Raw genomic sequence first — 20333 nt, 5'->3', positions numbered from 1 at the left:
GCGGGAGCGGATTTATCCGCGAAGGCGGCTCCGCTCAAGCATGATCTGCAATGGATGGCGTATCACCTGCCCATCCTGACGCTTGACCTGGCTGCGGCAGGAGTACCCATCCGCAACCAGCCGCCCTTCACCATTGTGACGAGCCACCAGCGGCTGCCACGACTGGCTGTAGATGGTGTCGGAGTGTTTGGCATTGCGGGTTTCATGACCGTAGGTGCCGGACATGCCGCAGCAACCGCTGGCCAGCACTTCCAGCTTCATCCCGTTACTGGCGAAAACTTTCTGCCACAGGCCGACACTGCCCGGCTCGTTGGTTTTCTCGGTGCAGTGCGGCAGGAAATAATAGGTTTCATCCGGCGACACCGGCTCCGACGTCTCAAGTTGCGCCGCCAGCCACTCCTGAGGCAGCAAAACGGTCGGGGCATTTTCGCTGCCCAGGGTCTTGCTGTATTCCTGCCGGTAAACCAGGGTCATGGCCGGGTCCAGGCCCACCAGCGGAATCCCGAAAGCCTCGAGCTTGCGCAGCGACTGACTGTTGAAGTTCGCGGCCTTTTCAAAGGCGGCCAGGAAGCCCTGAACCTGCAACGGCTTGCCGTTGGGGGCAAAGGGTGCCAGATAGACCTGATAGCCCTGACGTGAAATCAGCTCCAGCCAGTCCGCCGCCAGGTGTGTCTCGAAGTATCGGGTAAAGGCATCCTGCACCAGAATCACCGTGCGCTTGCGCTCCTGCTCCGACAGCGCGGCCAGACGCTCTGGCGTGGCGATGCCGACATTCCAGCGCGCGCAGGCGGCGCGGAAATCCATCAGGCTCAGCAAGGGGCTGTCCACCATGCCTGCCACATGCTCAAGCAGATAGCGAACGGGTCTGGCGCCCATCATCGCGTTGTAGAGTTTCGGAAAACGGGCCAGATACGGAATGCTGAACTCCAGCGAGCCGATCAGGTAATCCTTGAGCGGACGCAGGTAGCGGCTGTGGTACAGCTCCAGGAAGCGTGAACGGAACTCCGGCACATTGACCTTCACCGGGCACTGCCCTGCACAGGACTTGCAAGCCAGGCAACCGGCCATGGCGTCATAGACCTCGTGGGAAAAGTCTTTCTGCCCGCCCAGTTTCGCCAGGGTGTTGGTCGTCTTGCCGATCAGGCTCTTGATGACACTGGCCGAGCGCGCACGGGCACTGGCGGTCAGCACGTTCACATCCTGCTCACCTTGCAGGCGCAGCCACTCACGGATCAGCGAAGCCCGGCCCTTGGGCGAGTGAATTCGATTGCGGGTCGCCTTCCAGGACGGGCACATGGCGTCATTGGCGTCGTAGTTGTAGCAGGCACCGTTGCCGTTGCAGTGAACGGCACTTTCATAGCTCTGCCAGACACGCTCGTCGATGCGGCGGTCCAGATCGCCCCTCAGTGTCACACCATCCACCAAGGTCAGCGTGGCCGCCGGTACAGTCGACGGGGTCGCGATCTTGCCGGGGTTAAGCTGGTTGAACGGATCGAAAGCGGCCTTGAGTGCCTGCAGGGCCGGGTACAGCTCACCGAAATACTCCGGTACATATTGCGAGCGCAGGCCTTTACCGTGTTCGCCCCACAGCAAGCCACCGTAGCGTTTGGTCAGGGCCGCGACCGCATCGGAAATCGGTCGTACCAGCGCGGCCTGCTCCGGGTCTTTCATGTCCAGGATCGGCCTGACGTGCAACACGCCGGCGTCCACATGACCGAACATCCCGTATTGCAGGTTGTGGCTGTCCAGCAGGGCACGGAATTCCTGAATGTAATCGGCGAGGTTTTCCGGAGGTACGGCGGTGTCTTCGACAAAGGGTTGCGGCCGGGCCTCGCCCTTGACGTTGCCCAGCAGCCCTACCGAGCGCTTGCGCATGGCGTAGACCCGATTGACGGCCGCGCTGCCGATGGCCAGCGTATGACCCAGTCGCACCACCGACGTGTCGCTCTGCAAATGCTCGACGAACGCATGGACACGCTGCTCCACTTCGCTCAGCTCGTCGCCACTGAACTCGATCAGGTTGATGCCCAGGGTCGGGGTGTCCGGGTCCTGGGGAAAGTATTCGGCCACGCCGTGCCAGACGATGTCCTGCATGGCGAGCATCAGGACCTTGGAGTCCACCGTCTCGATGGACAGCGGCTTGAGTGCCATGAGGGCCTTGGCATCGCGCAGGGCGTCCATGAAACCCGCGTAGCGGACGTTGACCAGAATCGAGTGTCTGGGAATCGGAAGCACGTTGAGCCGGGCTTCGACGATGAAACCCAGGGAGCCTTCCGAACCGCACAGCACGCTGTTGAGGTTGAAGCGGCCATCTTCTTCGCGCAGGTGAGCCAGGTCGTAACCGGTCAGGCAGCGATTGAGGGGCGGAAAGATATCCTTGATCAGTTGTGCCTGGGTGTCGGCAATCTCGCGGGCACAGCGATAGGCTTCCCCGCCTCTGTCGGTCCGGCCCTGCTCCTGTTCCAGCCGCTCGGCCTCCATGGCATGGGTATGTACCTGAGAACCACCCAGCAGCACAGTGGTAAGATCGAGTACGTGATCGCGGGTCTTGCCGTAAGTGCAACTGCCCTGCCCGCTGGCATCGGTGTTGATCATGCCGCCGATCGTGGCACGGTTGGAGGTGGACAGCTCGGGAGCAAAGAACAGCCCGTGGGGCTTGAGCGCCGCATTGAGCTGGTCCTTGACCACACCGGTCTGCACACGGACCCAGCGCTCTTCGACATTGATTTCCAGAATCCGGTTCATGTGTCGCGAAAGGTCGACAATCACGCCATCGGTCAGGGACTGCCCGTTGGTACCCGTACCGCCGCCGCGCGGTGTGAGGACAACCTGCTGGTGTTCGGAGCGCCCGGCCAGCCGGGCCAGAACCTCGACATCCGCACTGTCGAGCGGAAAGACGGCCGCCTGCGGCATGCGCTGATAAATCGAGTTGTCGGTGGCCAGAACGGTACGCGAACCATGATCCCTGGCTATTTCGCCCCTGAACCCCTCCTGCACCAGTGCATTCAGAAAACGATCATAGTGATCGACCTGTTCGGAGGTCGGATTCAAGAGGGCAATCATGGCGGTTTTCCTGACGGATTAGGCTTTTTATATGCAAAACACGTATGCTTCGGAAATGCTCTGAAGCAGGCGTCATCAACGGTTGATGTTGATTTTCATGCTTGAAGGCCTTGAGAGCAAATGTAAAACCTGCCGCCTTTTCATGAGTTTTATGAATGAACCCCAGACGCCTTACGCCCTCAATGTCATTGCTCATCGCATTCGAGGCGGCTGCGCGCCATGGCAGTTTTACCAAGGCCGCCGATGAGCTGGCCCTGACCCAGAGCGCGGTCAGCCGTCAGGTGCAGGCCCTTGAGGCACAACTGGAGGTCGAGCTGTTCAAGCGCGATGGGCGCCGTATCGAGCTGACCACCGCCGGTGCGCTGTACCAGCATGAACTGGCCGCGGCACTCGGCCGTATCCGCAGCGCCACCTTGCAGACCATCGCCCACAAGTCCGAAGGTGGCACGCTGCATCTGGCGGTTCTACCGACCTTTGGCTCCAAATGGCTGCTGCCCCGCATGCATGACTTTTATGCCCGGCATCCGGGCCATGTGGTGCATATCCATTCACGTATCGTTCATGCGGACCTGACGGCGGTTGCCAGTGAAATGAACGCGGTCATCTGTGCAGGCACAGGCCATTGGCCGGGTTACGTTGCCCATCCGCTGATTGCCGAGAAACTGGTGCTGGTCGCCAGCCCTTCGGCGCTGCCCGGTCATGCGTCGATGACGCCCGCCGAGGTTGCGCAGCATTCGCTGCTGGGTGTGGTGTCGCGTCCCAATGCCTGGTCGGACTGGTTCGACAGGAACCAGCTCGACCACCATATCATGCGACCCGGCCCGAGCTTCGAGCTGACCGCGCACCTGATCCAGGCCGTCGCCGCCGGTATCGGCGTGGCGCTGGTACCACGCATCCTGGTGCAGGACGAGCTCAACAGCGGTGAACTGGTCACGCTGTTCGAGCCCATGGACAGCGGCCGCAATTATTACCTTGTGTATGCGACCCGCTTTCAGAACCTGCCATCGCTCTGCGTGTTCCGGGACTGGCTGCTGTCGATCCCGTTTCCCGACGGTTTGTAATACGGAGTTCCTGTGCGCATTGAACCGCTTCCGCCCTTGCAGAACCTGATCGCTTTCGAGGCGACGGTCCGTCACGGCAGCTTCACCCGGGCCGCAACCGAACTGCATCTGACCCAAAGTGCAATCAGTCGACAAGTCGCGCAGCTTGAAGACTTTCTGGGGCGGGCTCTGTTCCGGCGTGAGCACAAACGCATTCATCTGACCGTAGCGGGCCAGATCTATGCCGAAGAAGTCCATCGGATACTGACCCAGTGCGCCGAGGCCACCGCTCAGGTCATTACCCATAGCGGTGAGCAGCAACTGACGCTGGCCTGCTCGAGCGGCGTGGCCGCCTTGTGGCTCGGTCCACTGCTCGGGCGCTACAAGGATGAGTTCCCGGCGGTGGATATCCGCTTGCGGGTGGTCGATGGACTGGACTCTCTGATCAGGGCCGAATTCGACCTTGCGCTGTACTTTCTGCGTGATCAGCCGCCGCCGGGACTGGATGGACGCCTGCTGTTTGCCGAGTCGGTCAATGCCTATTGCTCGCCAGACTATCTGGGCGGCCAATTGCTTGAGCCTGCCCAATTGCTCGATCACTGCCTGTTGATGCTTGAGGACGGGCAACGCCAATGGTTGTCATGGAGCGACTGGTTCGGCCGTCAGGGCGTTGATGCGTCCCTGATCCGTCAGCGCATGACCGTGAACCTTTACCCGGTCCTCGTGGACCTGGCCATTGCCGGTCATGGCATTGTTCTCGGGTGGCACCCCATGATCGATCGTCACGTAGATTCGGGAGCGCTGGTCCCGGCCTGCAATGCAGATATTGGCGCCATCGGGGGGTATCACCTTCTCACTCCCGGCGCAAAGATCCCCAGACGCACCGCCCGTGCCTTCGAGAAGTGGCTGATCAACGAGATTGCACAGTAATACCGCATCTCTTGCATGCGTATTACGCATGCAAACCTGCGTAATGATCGCTTTCTCAAATACTCGCGCCAGCCTAACCTCCAACACAACCGGGCATCAGACCCGAATCATGTTTCAGTTTTTCAACTCTGCCCCCCTATGAATGCAGGGTTGTTCCCTGCATGTCTTGCATGCAGGAGTCAACAGTGAGCACTGAACACGCATCGTCATCCCCCCATCCGACACAGGCGCGTCGAGCTGTCATTGCCACCGTTATCGGCAATGGTCTGGAGTGGTTCGACTTCACGGTCTACAGCTTCTTTTCCGTCATCATCGCCAAGGTCTTCTTCCCTACGGGCAATGAACTCACGTCTTACCTTCTCGCTCTGGCGACGTTCGGTGTCGGTTTTTTCATGAGGCCTGTCGGCGGTATCGTGCTCGGCATCTATGGTGACAAGCGCGGGCGCAAGGCCGCCCTGTCCCTGACCATTCTGCTCATGGCCCTTGGCACGCTGATCATCGCCATCACGCCCAGTTACGCACAGATCGGCCTCCTGGCCCCTGTATTGATCGTGCTGGCCCGACTGCTGCAAGGCTTTTCGGCCGGTGGCGAGATGGGCAGTGCCACGGCGTTTCTCACCGAGCATGCACCAGAAGGTAAAAAGGCATTCTATTCCAGCTGGATTCAAGCCAGCATCGGCGTTGCGGTGCTGTTCGGCTCCGCTCTGGGCGCCGTGCTGTCCTCGTACCTGACCCAGGCTCAGCTGGAAAGCTGGGGATGGCGAGTGCCGTTTCTCATTGGCACGCTGATCGGGCCGGTTGGCTTTTATATTCGCAGCCGCGTCGATGAAACGCCGGCCTACAGCGCAAGCAAACCTGTCGACGCGCCCTTGCGTGAAGTCGTACGCAACTATCCGCGCCAGACGTTGATCAGCTTCTCGCTGGTTGTACTGTGGACGGTCTGCACATACGCGGTGCTCTTCTACATTCCGTCCTATGCCCAGAGGGTGCTGGGCCTGCCGTCCTGGATGGGGTTCTGCGCCGGCATGATGGGCGGTGCCGTTCTGATCGTGGTAACGCCAATCGTCGGTGCTCTGGCGGATCGCCATGGTCGCCGCCCCTGGTTGCTTGGTTCGGCCATGGCCATTTTCTTCACTGCCTACCCCATGTTTCTGTTCATCAACCAGATGCCGGGGCTGTTTTCGTTACTGGTCTTTGAGCTGGTGCTGGGCCTGCTGATTTCCGGGTATATCGGTTCGATCCTCGCAGCCTTCGGTGAGTTGTTGCCCACTCATGTGCTCTCTACCGGCCTGTCGGTGGCCTACAACTTCGCCGTGACTCTTTTCGGCGGTTTCGCCACGTTCACGATCACCTGGCTGATTGCGTCTACCGGCAGCAACGTGGCCCCGGCGTTCTACATCATGTTCGCTGCACTCATCAGCGGTTTTGGCGCCATGCTCTATCGCGACCGCAAGGCCGTTTCCCACAGTCCCTTGACCGGAGCCTATCAATGAATACCCATGACTCTTCCCGCCTGATCCTGCGCAATGGGCATTTGCTCGACTTGCAATCGGGCCGATTGATTCCGGGCCAGGAAGTTGTGATCGAAGGTGAGCGTATCGTGGCCGTACGCCCTTCAGGTGAGCCGGCAGAATCCGGGGCTCGCATTATCGATCTGGGTGGCAAGACCCTGATGCCCGGCCTGATCGACTGCCATGTTCACGTTCTGGCCTCTAATGCCAACCTTGGCTTCAATGCCCTTCAGCCAAACGCCATCATCATGTATCGCGCCCTGCCGATTCTGGCGGCGATGTTGCAGCGTGGTTTTACCACGGTACGCGATGCCGGAGGTGCCGACTGGGCGCTGGCCCGTTCCATTCAACTGGGACTGATTCCAGGGCCGAAGATCTTTGCGTCGGGCAAGGCCCTTTCGCAGACCGGTGGGCACGGTGACATGCGTGCCCGTGGCGAATTGCTGCTGAACGAGCCCTGCTCCTGCTGCTTCCGGGCCGGAGCCATCGCTCGCGTGGTGGATGGGGTCGACAATGTGCGCCTGGCGGTTCGCGAGGAACTGCAACAAGGCGCGAACCAGATCAAGATCATGGCTTCCGGTGGCGTCTCTTCACCCACTGATCCGATTGCCAACACCCAATACAGCGAAGCCGAAATCCGCGCCATCGTGGATGAAGCAGAAGCCGCCAACACTTATGTCATGGCTCACGCCTATACCGCGCGCGCCATCCGCCGAGCCATCGAATGCGGCGTGCGAACCATTGAGCATGGCAACCTGGTGGATGCCGACACCGCGCGCCTGATGGCCGAAAAAGGAGCCTTTGCCGTACCGACCCAAGTCACCTATGAAATGCTCGCCCAATATGGGGAACGCTTCGGGCTGCCAGCCGACTCGGTCGCCAAGATCGAGGACGTACGTCAGGCCGGCCGCAATGCCTTGTTACTGTTTGCCGAGGCAGGCGTCCCCATGGGCTATGGCTCGGACCTGCTGGGTGAAATGCATGAATACCAGAGCCATGAACTGAAAATCCGTGCAGAGCTGTTGGGGAACCTCGCAGCCCTTCGCAGTGCAACCAGTGTGGCGGCGCAGATTCTTCAGCGCGAGGGCGAGCTGGGTTGTATCGCTCCAGGTGCATTCGCGGACCTGTTGGTTGTGGACGGCGATCCTCTGACCGACATTGATTGTCTGGTGGGTCAGGGTGAGCGTCTGGCAATGATTCTCCAGAATGGTCATATCCGGAAGAACAGGCTGGAACAATGACCTAATGGCTATTGTGGTCCCAGATCCAATTCCATACCCCCGGTAACTGCACAGGCTCATCACTGCTTTTGACCGTTCTGGCCAGTGCTGCACGCTGTAATTGCACGCTGTCGTCGTAGAACGGTCTTGGGGCCAGTGCAACGCCTGTTTCGTGAGCGCTGTCGATCAGGATTTGCAGATATTCCCGAGCGTGCCGTGCGGTGTACCGGTTCAGGTCATGAAAGGTGACCACCACCGGTATGACGCCATCGACGGTTGGCAGCTCTGCGGCAGCAATGCGCTCGCGCACCTCGGATAGCTGGCGAACCATGTTGGAGCGCCGGCGCAGGCTGAAGTTGTAACCCCATATCTTTCCGTCGTTGGCGCTCAGATCGGTCAACAGCACATGCAGATCATGCTGCTGATAGGCCGCGAATGTGCGCTTGTCGTAGTTCCAGAATGGGGGGCGCAGAAAAACAGTGGGCACCCCGCTGATCGAGGCAATGACCGCACAGCCTTCCGTCAGGGATTGCTCCAGCTCTTGCGGGTCCAGAGAGCGGTGATTGGTATGCCTTGGGGTGCTGGTATGAAAACCCAGCACATGCCCCTCCTCGTGTTGACGATGCATGATTGCACGTCCCTCTTCGCTGCCTCCGGCACCGCTGGCCCCTGTCTGGACGAAAAAGATAGCCTTGATATTCGGCTGGACGGGGTTATCGGCCAGGCTGTCCAACACTGTCAGGGTCGGATTGTAAAAGCTGGATGCGCTAGGTCCGTCGTCAAATGTCAGCAAGAACCGGATAGGTGCCTGCTGATGCAAATGCTCGACTGTCCGCTCGGTCAGCGGTATAGGGTCACGGATGCAGGCGGTGAGACCGACAACAGCAAAACAGGCCGAAAGGATGCGAAAAACAGGGAGCATAACGGTCAAGTCCGGATAGCCTGCGGTGATTACCCTTTGCGGGAGTCTTGCCATTCCTCCTTGACCGGCTTGTACACGGGCATTCAACCCTTCGCCCCGATCTTGTAGTGATCAGGGGCGCACACAGTATCCGCGCTCAATCCGTAAAGCCATCAATAAACGACGAGCTTTCTGCCTGTCTCTACTTTTCCCACTCGGCCCTGGCTATCTCCAGACCATGCAAGCCGTCATAGGCCGCGCGCTGAGGCGGTTTCCAGCCCTCAAGCAACGAATCGTCCAGGCTGTAGATTTCAACACCCAACGGGCGACAGACAGACAACGGGTCCTGGGCGTCCGGCCCCCACATGGGTAACGACAAGTCGCCGCCCGGACAGGTCGACAAGGCGCACAGCAGGTCTATCTCGGCAAAGAACTCCAGATAGTCGCCTTTCTGAGCCGGGCAGGCTTTCATGAAGTACATGTCGTCATGGTTGAGCCCCGTGCACTGAAAGATATTGAGCACGTCGTGAACATCGAACTCGGTCAGGCCATGGGGCAGTACGGCGCGGGTCAGGTTCGAGTGGCAATGATGGTGAAAGTCTTCGCCAGTCAGCATCTTGTTGACGTACGGGTCGCAGCGCGTGCCCAACAGGTCATGCAAACGCCCGCCGTGTTCGTCAATGCCGTAGCTGGCCAGGCTGTCGTCGGTGATGGTCACCATGGGGCGCAGAAATGGCAGGTTGGACCAGAGCCTGTCATGGGTGCTGACATGGGCGCCCTGCAACTGGCGAGTGCGGGCCGCCCACAGACGTTCGCGAGGGTCGTTGGCATTCCAGACGTTGAAGTCGCCCACTTGAGGGCCGACCGGTGTCGTGACCCGAAAGACCTGACCGGCCTTGACCTTCCAGGCCCTTCCGGTGCGTATCGGCACCTCGAATGCCTCAACCAGCGTGCGATGCTCACGGCGAGCACGGATGCGCTCGTAAAACGCCGTATCCACCTGCAACGCAGCCCCTTTACTGACCTGGTAGGCGGCGGGATAGTCTTTATACATGCGCGGCTCCTCGACGTATGGCGAACGTCACAGAAAACCGGCTGGCCGCCCCACCGTCAAGATGGCATGACGCAGATGGATATGTTCAGGCCGCTTACATCAGGTCGGGCAGGTCGCGGTCCCGTTATCGAGGCCTTGCTTGATGTTGTCGTATTCCAGCGAAGCCTTGCCATTGACCCATTTGAGCGTGATGACCATCAGGGAGTCGAAGTCGGTTCCTGTCCAGTCATCGACCAGCGTCAGGTCTTTTCCCGATGCCTCTCGGGCAACCTTGTTGATCAGCTCCGGCAGATAGCCATGCGACCAGGCGGTATAAATCGTCGCATCGTGATATTTGTCATGCATCAGTTCATCAGCCAGGGCACCGGTGTCGTTGGCATCGAAGTCGATATTGATGGGCAGCCCCAGCTTGATGGCACTCGGTCCGATCGTCATCAGAGGCCGCACGTAGCTATAGGACAGATCGCCTTCCCCCTCTTCGACATGGCGACCAGGGTTGGCGGCAAAGATGAAGTCGGCCTTGCCAAAGGTCTTGGGCAACAGCTCCGACAGATCAATGGCACGGTTCAAGCCCTGGCAGTTCAATTGCCCCAGCCCCATTGACGGTTTCTCTGCATGACGTAAAAAAACCAGGGTCTGGATGCCGTTCTTGGGCTCTGCATGCACCCCGCGCCCCATGGAAAACCAGAAGACGGCGCAAGAGGCCAGGAGAGCGGGAAAAAGAAACCAGGCGTAACGGCGATAGAAACGGTTGATTAACGATGTCTTGGTGATATTCATGATGTAAATCCGGCACGTGTATAGGAAGTATCAGCGCCATTGCTGATGCGAATGTGCCAGCCATGAGCGGGTTCGCAGGACCCCTTTAACTCCTTATGGATCAATCGACTACGTACCCTTGATCACACTTCAAGACTAATACGCGTATGTTGCGATATGAAGAATTCCGATGATAGGAATGCCGTTCGGGCAAAAAGTTGCACCCGGCAGGTATGAAGAAGGCAGCTGCGCGAAAGCGAACTGCCTGAAAGGAAGGTAGCCAGGCGGATTCAGCGCTCCGCCCGGCCTTTATTGAAGGGGCTCAGATTACAAAACGGCCGACCATCGAGTTCAAGGCCACAGCCAGTCGTGACAGCTCGTGGCTGGCGGCACTGGTCTGGTTGGCACCGGCGGCCGACTGGTTGGCCAGGTCACGGATATTGACCAGATTGCGATCGACTTCACGGGACACCTGGGCCTGCTCTTCGGAGGCGCTTGCGATCACCAGATTGCGTTCATTGATCTGCGAAATCGCATCGGTGATCTGCTCCAGCGCATCGCCTGCCGCACGAGCCAGGTCCAGTGTCGACCGGGTCCGGCCTGTATTGAGGGTCATGGACTCTACAGCCTGTCCGGTCCCTGTCTGGATACCGGCAACCATCTGCTCGATTTCCTGAGTCGACTGAGCAGTGCGATGCGCCAGCGCCCTCACTTCATCAGCCACCACCGCGAAGCCTCTGCCTGCCTCCCCGGCCCGCGCCGCTTCAATCGCCGCGTTGAGGGCCAACAGGTTGGTCTGCTCGGCAATGGCACGAATGACATCCAGGACCTTGCCGATTTCACGGCCCTGCGCCGCCAACCCTTCTATCAGGCTGGACGTGCTCTGGACGTCGTGGGTCATGGTCTGTATGGCCTTGACGGTCTCGACGACCTTGTCGCGACCATGACGCGCAGTATCGTTGGACTGCTGCGACGCTTGCGAAGTGGACACCGCGTTGCGGGCGACTTCTTCGACCGCGGCGGTCATCTGGTTGACCGCGGTTGCCGCCTGTTCGAGCTCGTCATTCTGCCGTTGCAGGCCGCGCGAAGACTCCTCGGTAACGGCACTCAGCTCTTCGGCCGCCGAAGCCAGTTGTGTGGCTGAACCGGAAATCTGTTCGATCGTCTTGCGCAGGTTCTGCTGCATCAATACCAGTGCAGCCAGTAAACGCCCGGGTTCGTCCTTGCCATCCACTTCAATATGTTTGGTCAGGTTACCTTCCGATATTTCTTCTGCCGCACGCACGGCCCGCGCCAGTGGCATGACAATACTGCGGGTCAGTAACCAGGCCAGGAAAACCGTCAATACGGCGGCCAGAACCGAAACCATGATGATTGCGATATTGGCATTTTCAAAATGTTTGCTCGAACGCTCGGAAGCCTCCTGGGCAGACGTCTTGTTAATGGTGATCAATTGATCCAGTTGCGATGAAATCAAATCGGTACTTGTTTTCATCCGGCCATTTATAAGACTTCTCAACTCGTCAAGGTTGTTGTCCCGTGACAAGGCCTTGGCATGTAGTTGTATCTCCAGGTATTCGGCCAGGGCTGACTGAAACTTCCGGTAGACGTCTTTTTCTTCATCGCCTGAAGGCAGGGCAGCGTAATTGGCTTCAGCCTTCTTGAGTTTCTGGGTCAGTTCCTGAGCGCGGACTTCGGTTTCCTGTATCTTTTCAGGCTCGCGGTTGACCAGGTAGCGGAAGGACATGATGCGCAACAGCAGCAGGTTTTCATCGACCTCACCCAGATAGCTGACACTGGGGAGCATGTTGGTTTCCAGGTCTGTCGTGGCCTGCCGGATGATCGACATCCGGTTGAGTGCGAAAATACCCAGCCCGATTACCAGAACGGCAATAAAGGCAAACCCCAGAAAAGCACGAGGCGCAATATTTATGCTTCGTAATGACATGGCATCATTCTCTTGAGAGATATAACTCGATGCAATCCATGCAAGGACGAACGAGAGAGCCTGACCCTCGCCAATTAGTGAGATGGCTTTTTAGTGGCACCCTCTCATGAATCGGTTATCGGTCAGGCTTGAGAATAAATACAGTCAAATTGGAAAAATATTTTCTGGCGTCAAACTATCAACTTTCTCACCAATAACCGGGTGCACTTCCGAAGACCCGGTTATTCGGGACAATTCAATTACTTGCCTTGACTCCAGACCAGATACGGTTTCGCAAGGCTTCGATTTTTGGCGAAACGGGTTCAAGTACGAACATGCGACTGACCATGTCGTCATCGGGATAGACCGTCTTGTCGGTCCAGAGGACGGGGTTGATCAGGGCGTCGGACTTCTCGTTGCCATTGGCATAATTCACCTCGTTGGTGATACCTGCCATCACCTCGGGGCGCAACAGGTAATTCATGAAGGCATACCCCGCCTTCTCATTGGGCGCATCGATCGGCATGGCGACCATGTCGAACCACATGGGAGAACCTTCCTTGGGAACGGTGTAACCGATCGTGATGCCGTTCCCGGCCTTTTCTGCCGCTTCCTGAGCCTGGGCGATATCGCCGGAAAAGCCCAATGCCACACAGATCTTGCCGCTGCCCAGGTCCGCGATGTATTTGATCGGATCAAAGTAGGTGACATAAGGGCGAATCGCGCTCAGCGCGGCTTCTGCCTTTGCGTAATCTTCAGGCTTTTCACTGTGGGGCGGCAGCCCCAGATAGTTCAGGGTGATCGGCAGTACCTCGGGGGCGTTATCCAGAATGGCAACGCCGCACTGGGCCAGTTTCTTCATGTTCTCGGGCTTGAGGACCAGATCCCAGGAGTCCAGAGGAGCATTGTCGCCCAACAAGGCCTTTACCTTGGCCACGTTATAACCGATCCCGGTGCTGCCCCACAGGTAAGGAAAGCCATGCTGGTTTCCGGGGTCGTTGACTTCCAGCGCCTTGAGCAGGACCGGATTCAGGTTCTTCCAGTTGGGGAGCTGGCGCTTGTCCAGAACCTTCAGCAGGCCATCGTCGATCTGCCGCGCCATGAAGTGAACCGAAGGCACGACAATGTCATAGCCCGAATGCCCCGCTACCAGCTTCGCATTCAGGATCTCGTTGGTTTCATAGGTTTCGTAGTTGGCTTTTATGCCTGTCGCTGCCTGAAAGTTCTTCACGGTGTCAGGGGCGATGTAGTCGGTCCAGTTGTAGATATTGACCGTTTCTGCTGCATGACTGGTTGAGGCCAGCAACATCAGCGCAGCCATGGATTTGCTCAGCATTTCTTTACTCCCTCAGACCAGTCGAAACAGCTTGCCCTATCCCGTGCGCATAGCTCAATACGTGAAGCAGACAGATTGAAGGAATAAACGATTTTGACGTACATCAAATAATTGAAAAAATTCAGAGGACACACAAAAATACTTTCCAGATGTGTGCAGTCAGGTGCTATTTTTAGGTCTCGGTCAGACCATTCAGATCACCCCGCAGGAAAGCAGTGTTGTCGCATGAGGGTTTTGCCCCGGCAGCCCATCATTCGATTCCTCAGGCTTTTATCGGCACATCTCGACGGGTCTCCTACCCATTGGAGCATACGGAATTGCTCGATTGAATCAGGTGGGCCATTTGCATGAACAAAGTAACGTTCCCCAATGCATGCCAACTGATGCGCTGGCACTTTCATCCCGTTGGCTTCGAGGCCAGCATGGATGCGCCCAGCAGCATGATTGCCCGCCTGTTTGACCGGGCCAGCGGTGAAACCGTACTGGCAATTGCCGGCCTGCCCTGCGCAACCGTCATGAACGCCACCGATGTGGAGCGCATCATCGAAGCCATCGAGACAGAACTGGAACTGTTCGGTACCCATCAGGTTTCCGGTTTTCTGTAAGTTGGAGGACCTGCTCGGTCCTCACTCTGTTCCTGTTTGTATTACTTGCGCAGGTCCTCAAAAAAGGGCTTGTCACGCACGACCCTGTCCGATGCCCTGGGGATCTTGTGGTTATCGCTTCCCGCACTGCCTTCATCGATATACCAATAGCAATGCCGCACCGCCCGGGTGATCGCCACATACGCCAGGCGCAGGACCTCGTCCTTTTGAGCGCTGTCGAACGCCTGCATGTCATTGGCGTCCCCCAGACCGGCCAGACGATAGACCTGATTCTTGTAGGGGGACAGCGTCGAATGCTGGCAATCCCCCAACAGAAACACAGCGTCTGCCTGCAGCCCCTTGGCGCTGTGATAACTCAACAGCTTGATCTGCCTGGATTGCGGAAGCCTGGCAAAGTCGGCACTGATCAATGATTTCAACGGCTCGTTGATCATCGCCTTGTCACTGCCTTTACGGTACAGCAGCAGGATCGAGTCGCCCTCGTTGTAATGGGCGGTCACTCGCTCGGCCAGATCGTTGTCATCGCGGCCCAGTACCGTCACGGGCAACAACGTCTGTTCGGCACCGCTGGCCTTTGCCTTCTTGCCCGCAATCGCCGGGGCAGCCTGCACGATATGCTCGGCGGCATCGATGATGTGCTGATGGCTGCGAAAATTGTCGCTGAGCATGGCGCGGGTCGTTGCAGGCGACGGAAACTCTCTGGGGAATTCCATGAAGTACGTGGGAGAGCTGCCCCGCCAGCCATAGATGGATTGCCAGTCGTCACCGACGCAGAGCAGCGATGAGTGCCTGGCAACCTGAGCGGCATGCAGGGCGGCTCCGCGGCGACGGATCTCCCGCAGGCTCGCGCGTATCCAGGAGACAATCTGTGGCGAGATATCCTGAAATTCGTCGATCATCAGGTGCGACAACGGTCTGAGCACCTCATCGCTGACCTGCCTGAGGTTTTCCGGCGATGTTTCGCCAAACAGGGCAAACATCCGGTTGTAGGTCATGACGGGTGGCGTCTGGTCCAGCAAATGGTCTTCAAAGGCCTTCCAGAACAGGCTGAGACCTTCAAAGAAAAATCGGTCGGGGTCATCGCTGGAGAAACTCATCTCGGCCACGGCCGAGGGCACATCAAGCCCCAGATTCTCGATGAAGCTGGCCGCCGTGACAAAGCAGTCGAGCAGTGGCGCAGCGCCCAGCTCGCCCTTGACCCGATAATCGAATCCGGGGCCGGCCACTTCCGAGCCGGCCAGAGACTGCAACACTTTGGCACCGGCCTCATAGTTCTCGAACCAGATCAGTGGCTTGCGGCAGAAAGCCTGAAACAGGGTACGTTTGATGACCCACTCGGCCCATACCGGAAGCTTGGCTCCCGGACGTTTCATCTGCTGGTCTTCGCGAGCATCCATTCCCAGAATGACCCAGGCATCCAGCTCGGCGATGTAGCCGTGGACATGGAAGGGAAAACCATTGATTTCAATGGTCTGGCGCATAGGCTCAATGCCTTTTATCGGCCATGCACCGGCCCTGATCCACAAATCCTCGACAAGGTCGCACAGTTCTTCGTCACGCTTGGCGGACAGCTCGGTCACAGTGATGCGTTTCTGCACATCCGGGTGATCACGGTCCAGTTCCTTCAGTTGCAATGCATGCCGGTACAAAGGCGCAATGACCTCACGAAAGCGTTCATTGCTGGCATACAGGTCGCGATAGCACTGGTTCAGTTGCTGACGCTGGGCGTCGTTGATGCGCAGATCGAATGGATTGCTATCGGCATCGTCCCCCGTGGATGAGGAGTTACCCAGGTTTTCAAAGGCCTGCAACTGCTCGAAGCCCGGCAGACTGCGCACCAGCGGCAGGATTCGCGAGTGAAAGGTACGAACCAGATCCCTCGCCTGTCTGGGGCTCAGTACATGCCCCCATAACGCCATTGTCTCGATCAGTTTGCCGATGAAGTCCTTGCGCGATTCACGTGTGAAGGTCACGACCGTCAAGGTGTCCAGCTCGAATCCCAGGTAGTGGTTGAGCACCAGGATACGCAGCACCAGCGAGGTGGACTTGCCCGCCCCGGCTCCGGCAATGACGTAAGTGGATGGCGTGTCGCTGAAAATCATTTTCCACTGGGCCGCACTGGGTTGCGCATGGGCAGGCAGTTTTTGGGCGACATCGCTCTTGATGCGCTTTTTCAGTGCCGGGGTCAGTGGCAGACGCCAGTTATCGAACAGGTGATCATCGATTTTCGGGGCGCGATGTTCGCCGGGGCGAAGATCCCGGATCAGCAAGGTATGACGACCTTGTGCCAGGCCGTCCAGACGGCCTTCTGCATAGCCTTCGTTCACGCCTTCGATATGCCCGCTCAGGAATCCGTCGGCATGCCCTTGAAACCAGGAGGGTTTGTGCTGCGCACCCAGCCCGGTCAAGGCACGCCCGATCAGGCCCGCCAGCAGGCGCTTGAACAGTGGCAGACGCTCGGGAGGGGTCAGTTCGACATCAAGTCCGGAAGGAAGAGCAGAAGGCAGATCGTCAGGCACGCAGGCTCCAGATAATGATTCAACGGGAGCCTATGGTCGCCGGATTTACCCACAAGCTCCAGTGAAATGCTTTTCTTTCAGTGACTTGGCCGATCAACTGCATGTCTGCCTGCAAGAGTCGGAATCAGAAAAAGGCACTGAAACTCTCGATAACGTTCAACTCGTCATCGACCAGACAGCCGGATCGCCACTTGTCGAATGTCAGGCAGGGGTGCGAGGAGCCAAAGGAAATGATGTCACCGACCTTCAGCTCACAGCCCGGCGCAACGGTCATGAACGCATGCTGATCCATCAGAGCCGTGACCTTGCAGGCGCTGACATCATCGCCGCTGGCAGGCAGTTCACCCGCTCTGTAACGCCGTAATGGATTGGGCAGACCTGCATCATAGGCAATATCACGCTTGCCCAGGGCAACGACCGCAAAACCCGGCTCCGGCATGGACTGCACATGCGCCCAGACTTCCATCGCCGGGAGCAGCCCTTCGCCCAGATCGGCACGCCGATCCAGCACGCCGCATTGCGCGGCCTTATAGATACCGTGGTCATGCACGACATAGCAGCCCGGACGCAAAACACTGAGAAAGTGCTGACGAACCGCCAGGGCATCGAAAGCCTCGGCAATCAGGTCATACCAGGCCGATCCCGAGGCGGTCACGATGGGGCGATCCAGAGCAAAAGCATTCCGTTCCTGAAGCTCGACCGCCAGACGCACCAGGGAAGCGGCAAACGCCTTGATGTCGTCGATGGCACGATCGCCATGGATCACGCCTTCGTAGCCTTCGATCCCGGTCAGGGCCAGAGCCGGCTGTGCCTTTATCGCATCGGCCAGCGCCAGGACTTCCTGCTCGGTACGGCAGCCACAGCGTCCGCCTGTCACGCCGTATTCGATCATCACATTCAGGCGCAGCCCGCGTGCAGCGAAGAACTCACCCAGGGCGGCCACATTATCCGGGTGATCGACCATGCAATGAAAATCGAACGAGGAGTCGGCCAGCATTTCGGCAATGATTGCCATGTTCGGTGCGCCGACCAGCTGATTAGCCATCAGCACCCGGCGCACACCATGGGCATAAGCGGCACGCGTCTGCACCGCGGTGGCAAGCGTTATGCCCCAGGCCCCCTCCTCCAGTTGTCGATGAAAGAGTGCCGGTACCATGCTGGTCTTGCCATGAGGTGCCAACTGCGCACCGCTGTGGGTGACAAAGGCCTGCATCCAGCGAATATTGTGCTCCAGTGCCCGGTTGTGAAGCACCAGAGCAGGCAGGCTCACATCGCGCACCAAACTGCGCCCCGGCTCGGCAGAACCTTTATCCATGACCGCCATACGCATGTCTGATTTCCTGTAGGTTTGAGCGTCAAGCTGCAAACTGCAAGTTTCAAGCCCACCCTTCTGGCTTGCCGCTTATGGTTTGTAGCTTGCCGCTCCTCACCTCACAGGCAGGTTGCGATGGCCGCTGCCCGCAGCGCGGAGTGAGTATCGCCCTGAGGGGCATAGAACTCGATCTCGGTAGCCGGGCCTTTACTGCGCACATCGGCAAAGTACCGGGCTTCAGTGGTGAAGACCGTAAAGCCGCCCCCGGAAAGCTTATGCAGGAAGACATCCGAAGACGTGCCGAACATCGCTTCGTTCTGCCAGGACACCTGAATGCACTGAGCGACAGCCGCATCCTGTTTGTCGCTGGACAGAACCTTGGTCGGCCCGGCGGAACGGGCCGAATCGGAGGGGGCCGCGCATCCGGTCAGGACCAGTGCTGCGGCGATGATGGAAAGCGGAAACTTCATGACAGGCCTTCGTCGAAAAAAGACCGATTCTAGCACTGCATCGCGGTGATCGAGCGGTCTCACTCCAGCAACTCGAAAACCACCTCCTGAGCCCCTTCCCACAAGGTCTTGACGCCCAGCTTGCGCAGGTTTTCCTTGCCCTGAACGATGGTCAGGAAGTGATTGCCTGCCAGTTGGCCCATCTTGCTGGCAAAGCAGCAGGAACCGTAGGCCAGGATGATTTCGGTTTCGCTGTAGCCGCCGGGGTAAAAGAGAATGTCACCCACCGATGGATGACTGGTCGCGTTCTCGAAACCGATCGGTTTGTCGTCGAGCATGAGCCGGTAATCATCCAGCGGGACCCAGCACCCTTCTCCGCTCCAGCGCACATGGATGAACTTCTGCCGGTAAGGCAACAGTTTCAGGAACGCTTCAACGGTCTGTGGTGCATCGGGGTTGGCTTCGGCCAGGAACTCATAGCCACCGGCGGTTATCTTGATGGTTGTCACGCCTGTCTCTCCTGTCTGCAAAGGGTTGCCTGAATGACCGGTCACGGGGTTCCGTTTCTGCCATGCAGCCGATACCCGGGACGCTTGCTCAAGCGCTCGTAATAAGCGGCAACTGCCGGAAAATCGGGATGATCCAGCGGCGTTTCAAACCACCGGTTGACGGAAAGACCGACAGGAATATCGGCCAGCGTGAAGTTTTTTCCGCTGACGTACGCACCGGTCGACTCAAGCTGTCGATCCAGTATCTGCATGTGTCTGGACCAACTGCTGCATGACGCCTTCAAGGCGTCGGGGTCCTGAAAGTCAGCCGAACGCCTGACCAGCGACATGAAGGCATAGGTCCAGGACTTGTTGAGGTCCGTGGCCTGCCAGTCAATCCATTGGTCTATTTGCGCCCTGGCCCTGGGAGCCGCTGGATAAAAGCCTTCATCTTTATGGGCTGATGCCAGATACCGAATGATGGTGTTGGACTCCCAGAGGACAAAATCGTCCTCCAGAATCACCGGTACCATGGCATTGGGATTCAGGGCCATGAACTCAGGTGTATCCGTTGGCTGAAAACCGCTTCCCCAGTCTTCACGCTCAAAGGAACGACCTGTTTCCTCGCAAACCCACAGCACTTTTCTGACATTGATCGAGGATGCTTTACCGAGTATTCGCAGCATGTTGAGCTCTGGCAGCACAAAAGAAGAGCATGACCCTATCAGGTCCTGCCTTGCTGGAACAGGAGACTTCATCATGAAGAACCACGGCACCATGACCGGGCCTGAAGCCACTCAATGCTGGAAAAGATGCTCCTTGGCAGCCTTGATGCGTTTTGCCCGCTCCTTGAGCAGATTATCCGCAAGATCGGCCGCAGCCTCGACCGCCTGCTCGGCTGATTCGGCATTGGCGATCATGGCGCTGAGGGCAGCAGAGGCATACAGATCCCATGCCTGGATTTCATCGTTAAAGAGTGGCGGCTTGCTCGACATGGGGCGACTCCTCGAGGCAGAGGCCCGGAACGGATATCCGGTCCTTGTGGCAGAAAGCGTAGGTTGCGAAGCGGATTTCGCCAATGACTACAGTCAGAAAACCGGGCATTCCTCACCCGTCACCGTACAACTACAGCCTCACCTATGCGACAATGCACGCCAAAGTCTGGCATGAACCCCGCATTCATATTCCGGCAACCCGCCCATGGCAGGCTGGTTGCTAT

17 protein-coding genes are annotated in these 20333 nt (G+C 58.2%); 5 read left to right on the top strand and 12 right to left on the bottom strand.

The genetic code is table 11. The features are described 5' to 3' along the window. Positions 1 to 12: 12 nt before the first annotated feature. On the bottom strand, positions 13 to 3063 hold the full coding sequence (locus ACIPY9_RS07305) for an FAD-binding and (Fe-S)-binding domain-containing protein (RefSeq protein ID WP_400698712.1): 3051 nt from the start codon (positions 3061 to 3063) through the stop codon (positions 13 to 15). 155 nt (positions 3064 to 3218) lie between these two features. Between ACIPY9_RS07305 and ACIPY9_RS07300 the strand changes: the two genes are divergently transcribed. From ACIPY9_RS07300 to ACIPY9_RS07285, 4 genes are all read left to right on the top strand, one after another. After that, positions 3219 to 4124, top strand: a complete 906-nt coding sequence (locus ACIPY9_RS07300; protein ID WP_400698709.1) for a LysR substrate-binding domain-containing protein — start codon at positions 3219 to 3221, stop codon at positions 4122 to 4124. Between the two features lie 12 nt (positions 4125 to 4136). Further along, positions 4137 to 5033, top strand: coding sequence for a LysR substrate-binding domain-containing protein (locus tag ACIPY9_RS07295; protein WP_400698707.1), 897 nt, complete (start codon positions 4137 to 4139; stop codon positions 5031 to 5033). A 170-nt stretch (positions 5034 to 5203) separates the two neighbouring features. After that, a complete protein-coding gene (locus ACIPY9_RS07290; RefSeq protein WP_400698705.1) occupies positions 5204 to 6526 on the top strand; it encodes an MFS transporter in 1323 nt (440 codons plus the stop codon). Continuing rightward, positions 6523 to 7785 (top strand): amidohydrolase family protein, encoded by a 1263-nt coding sequence (locus ACIPY9_RS07285; RefSeq protein WP_400698703.1) that lies wholly within the window; start codon positions 6523 to 6525, stop codon positions 7783 to 7785. Before ACIPY9_RS07290 ends, ACIPY9_RS07285 begins: the two co-directional genes overlap by 4 nt. 1 nt (position 7786) lies before the next feature. Here ACIPY9_RS07285 and ACIPY9_RS07280 read toward each other — a convergent pair whose 3' ends face one another. The 5 genes from ACIPY9_RS07280 to ACIPY9_RS07260 form a co-directional block, all read right to left on the bottom strand. Continuing rightward, positions 7787 to 8686, bottom strand: coding sequence for a polysaccharide deacetylase family protein (locus ACIPY9_RS07280; protein WP_400698700.1), 900 nt, complete (start codon positions 8684 to 8686; stop codon positions 7787 to 7789). Between the two features lie 181 nt (positions 8687 to 8867). Then, on the bottom strand, positions 8868 to 9719 hold the full coding sequence (locus tag ACIPY9_RS07275; protein WP_400698698.1) for an urea carboxylase-associated family protein: 852 nt from the start codon (positions 9717 to 9719) through the stop codon (positions 8868 to 8870). A gap of 99 nt (positions 9720 to 9818) precedes the next feature. Continuing rightward, positions 9819 to 10499: a hypothetical protein gene (locus tag ACIPY9_RS07270; RefSeq protein WP_400698696.1), complete on the bottom strand. Its 681-nt coding sequence runs from the start codon at positions 10497 to 10499 to the stop codon at positions 9819 to 9821. Positions 10500 to 10800: 301 nt separating this feature from the next. Next, the gene (locus ACIPY9_RS07265; protein ID WP_400698694.1) at positions 10801 to 12426 is read right to left on the bottom strand and encodes a methyl-accepting chemotaxis protein; all 1626 of its coding nucleotides are present in this window, start codon (positions 12424 to 12426) and stop codon (positions 10801 to 10803) included. Between the two features lie 235 nt (positions 12427 to 12661). Then, positions 12662 to 13741 carry a polyamine ABC transporter substrate-binding protein gene (locus ACIPY9_RS07260; RefSeq protein WP_400698691.1) on the bottom strand — a complete coding sequence of 360 codons (1080 nt, stop codon included), beginning with the start codon at positions 13739 to 13741 and terminating at the stop codon, positions 12662 to 12664. Positions 13742 to 14088: 347 nt separating this feature from the next. Between ACIPY9_RS07260 and ACIPY9_RS07255 the strand changes: the two genes are divergently transcribed. Next, positions 14089 to 14346 (top strand): DUF1652 domain-containing protein, encoded by a 258-nt coding sequence (locus tag ACIPY9_RS07255; RefSeq protein WP_400698688.1) that lies wholly within the window; start codon positions 14089 to 14091, stop codon positions 14344 to 14346. A gap of 41 nt (positions 14347 to 14387) precedes the next feature. Here ACIPY9_RS07255 and ACIPY9_RS07250 read toward each other — a convergent pair whose 3' ends face one another. The 6 genes from ACIPY9_RS07250 to ACIPY9_RS07225 all read right to left on the bottom strand — a co-directional run bounded on the left by ACIPY9_RS07250 (position 14388) and on the right by ACIPY9_RS07225 (position 20109). Next, positions 14388 to 16865, bottom strand: a complete 2478-nt coding sequence (locus ACIPY9_RS07250) for a UvrD-helicase domain-containing protein (RefSeq protein WP_400698685.1) — start codon at positions 16863 to 16865, stop codon at positions 14388 to 14390. Between the two features lie 124 nt (positions 16866 to 16989). Further along, positions 16990 to 18195, bottom strand: a complete 1206-nt coding sequence (locus ACIPY9_RS07245) for an amino acid deaminase (protein ID WP_400698682.1) — start codon at positions 18193 to 18195, stop codon at positions 16990 to 16992. 101 nt (positions 18196 to 18296) lie between these two features. Beyond that, positions 18297 to 18647 (bottom strand): 2-oxoacid ferredoxin oxidoreductase, encoded by a 351-nt coding sequence (locus ACIPY9_RS07240; RefSeq protein WP_400698679.1) that lies wholly within the window; start codon positions 18645 to 18647, stop codon positions 18297 to 18299. A 59-nt stretch (positions 18648 to 18706) separates the two neighbouring features. Further along, the gene (locus ACIPY9_RS07235) at positions 18707 to 19135 is read right to left on the bottom strand and encodes a DUF3830 family protein (RefSeq protein ID WP_400698676.1); all 429 of its coding nucleotides are present in this window, start codon (positions 19133 to 19135) and stop codon (positions 18707 to 18709) included. A gap of 41 nt (positions 19136 to 19176) precedes the next feature. Beyond that, complete coding sequence (locus tag ACIPY9_RS07230) at positions 19177 to 19800, bottom strand: glutathione S-transferase family protein (protein ID WP_400698673.1); 624 nt, start codon at positions 19798 to 19800, stop codon at positions 19177 to 19179. Positions 19801 to 19911: 111 nt separating this feature from the next. Next, positions 19912 to 20109, bottom strand: a complete 198-nt coding sequence (locus ACIPY9_RS07225; RefSeq protein ID WP_400698670.1) for a hypothetical protein — start codon at positions 20107 to 20109, stop codon at positions 19912 to 19914. Positions 20110 to 20333: the final 224 nt, after the last annotated feature.

This window comes from Pseudomonas sp. NPDC089734, assembly GCF_044748865.1.
GTDB lineage: Bacteria > Pseudomonadota > Gammaproteobacteria > Pseudomonadales > Pseudomonadaceae > Aquipseudomonas.
This window is presented reverse-complemented; position numbering and strand designations above follow the sequence as displayed.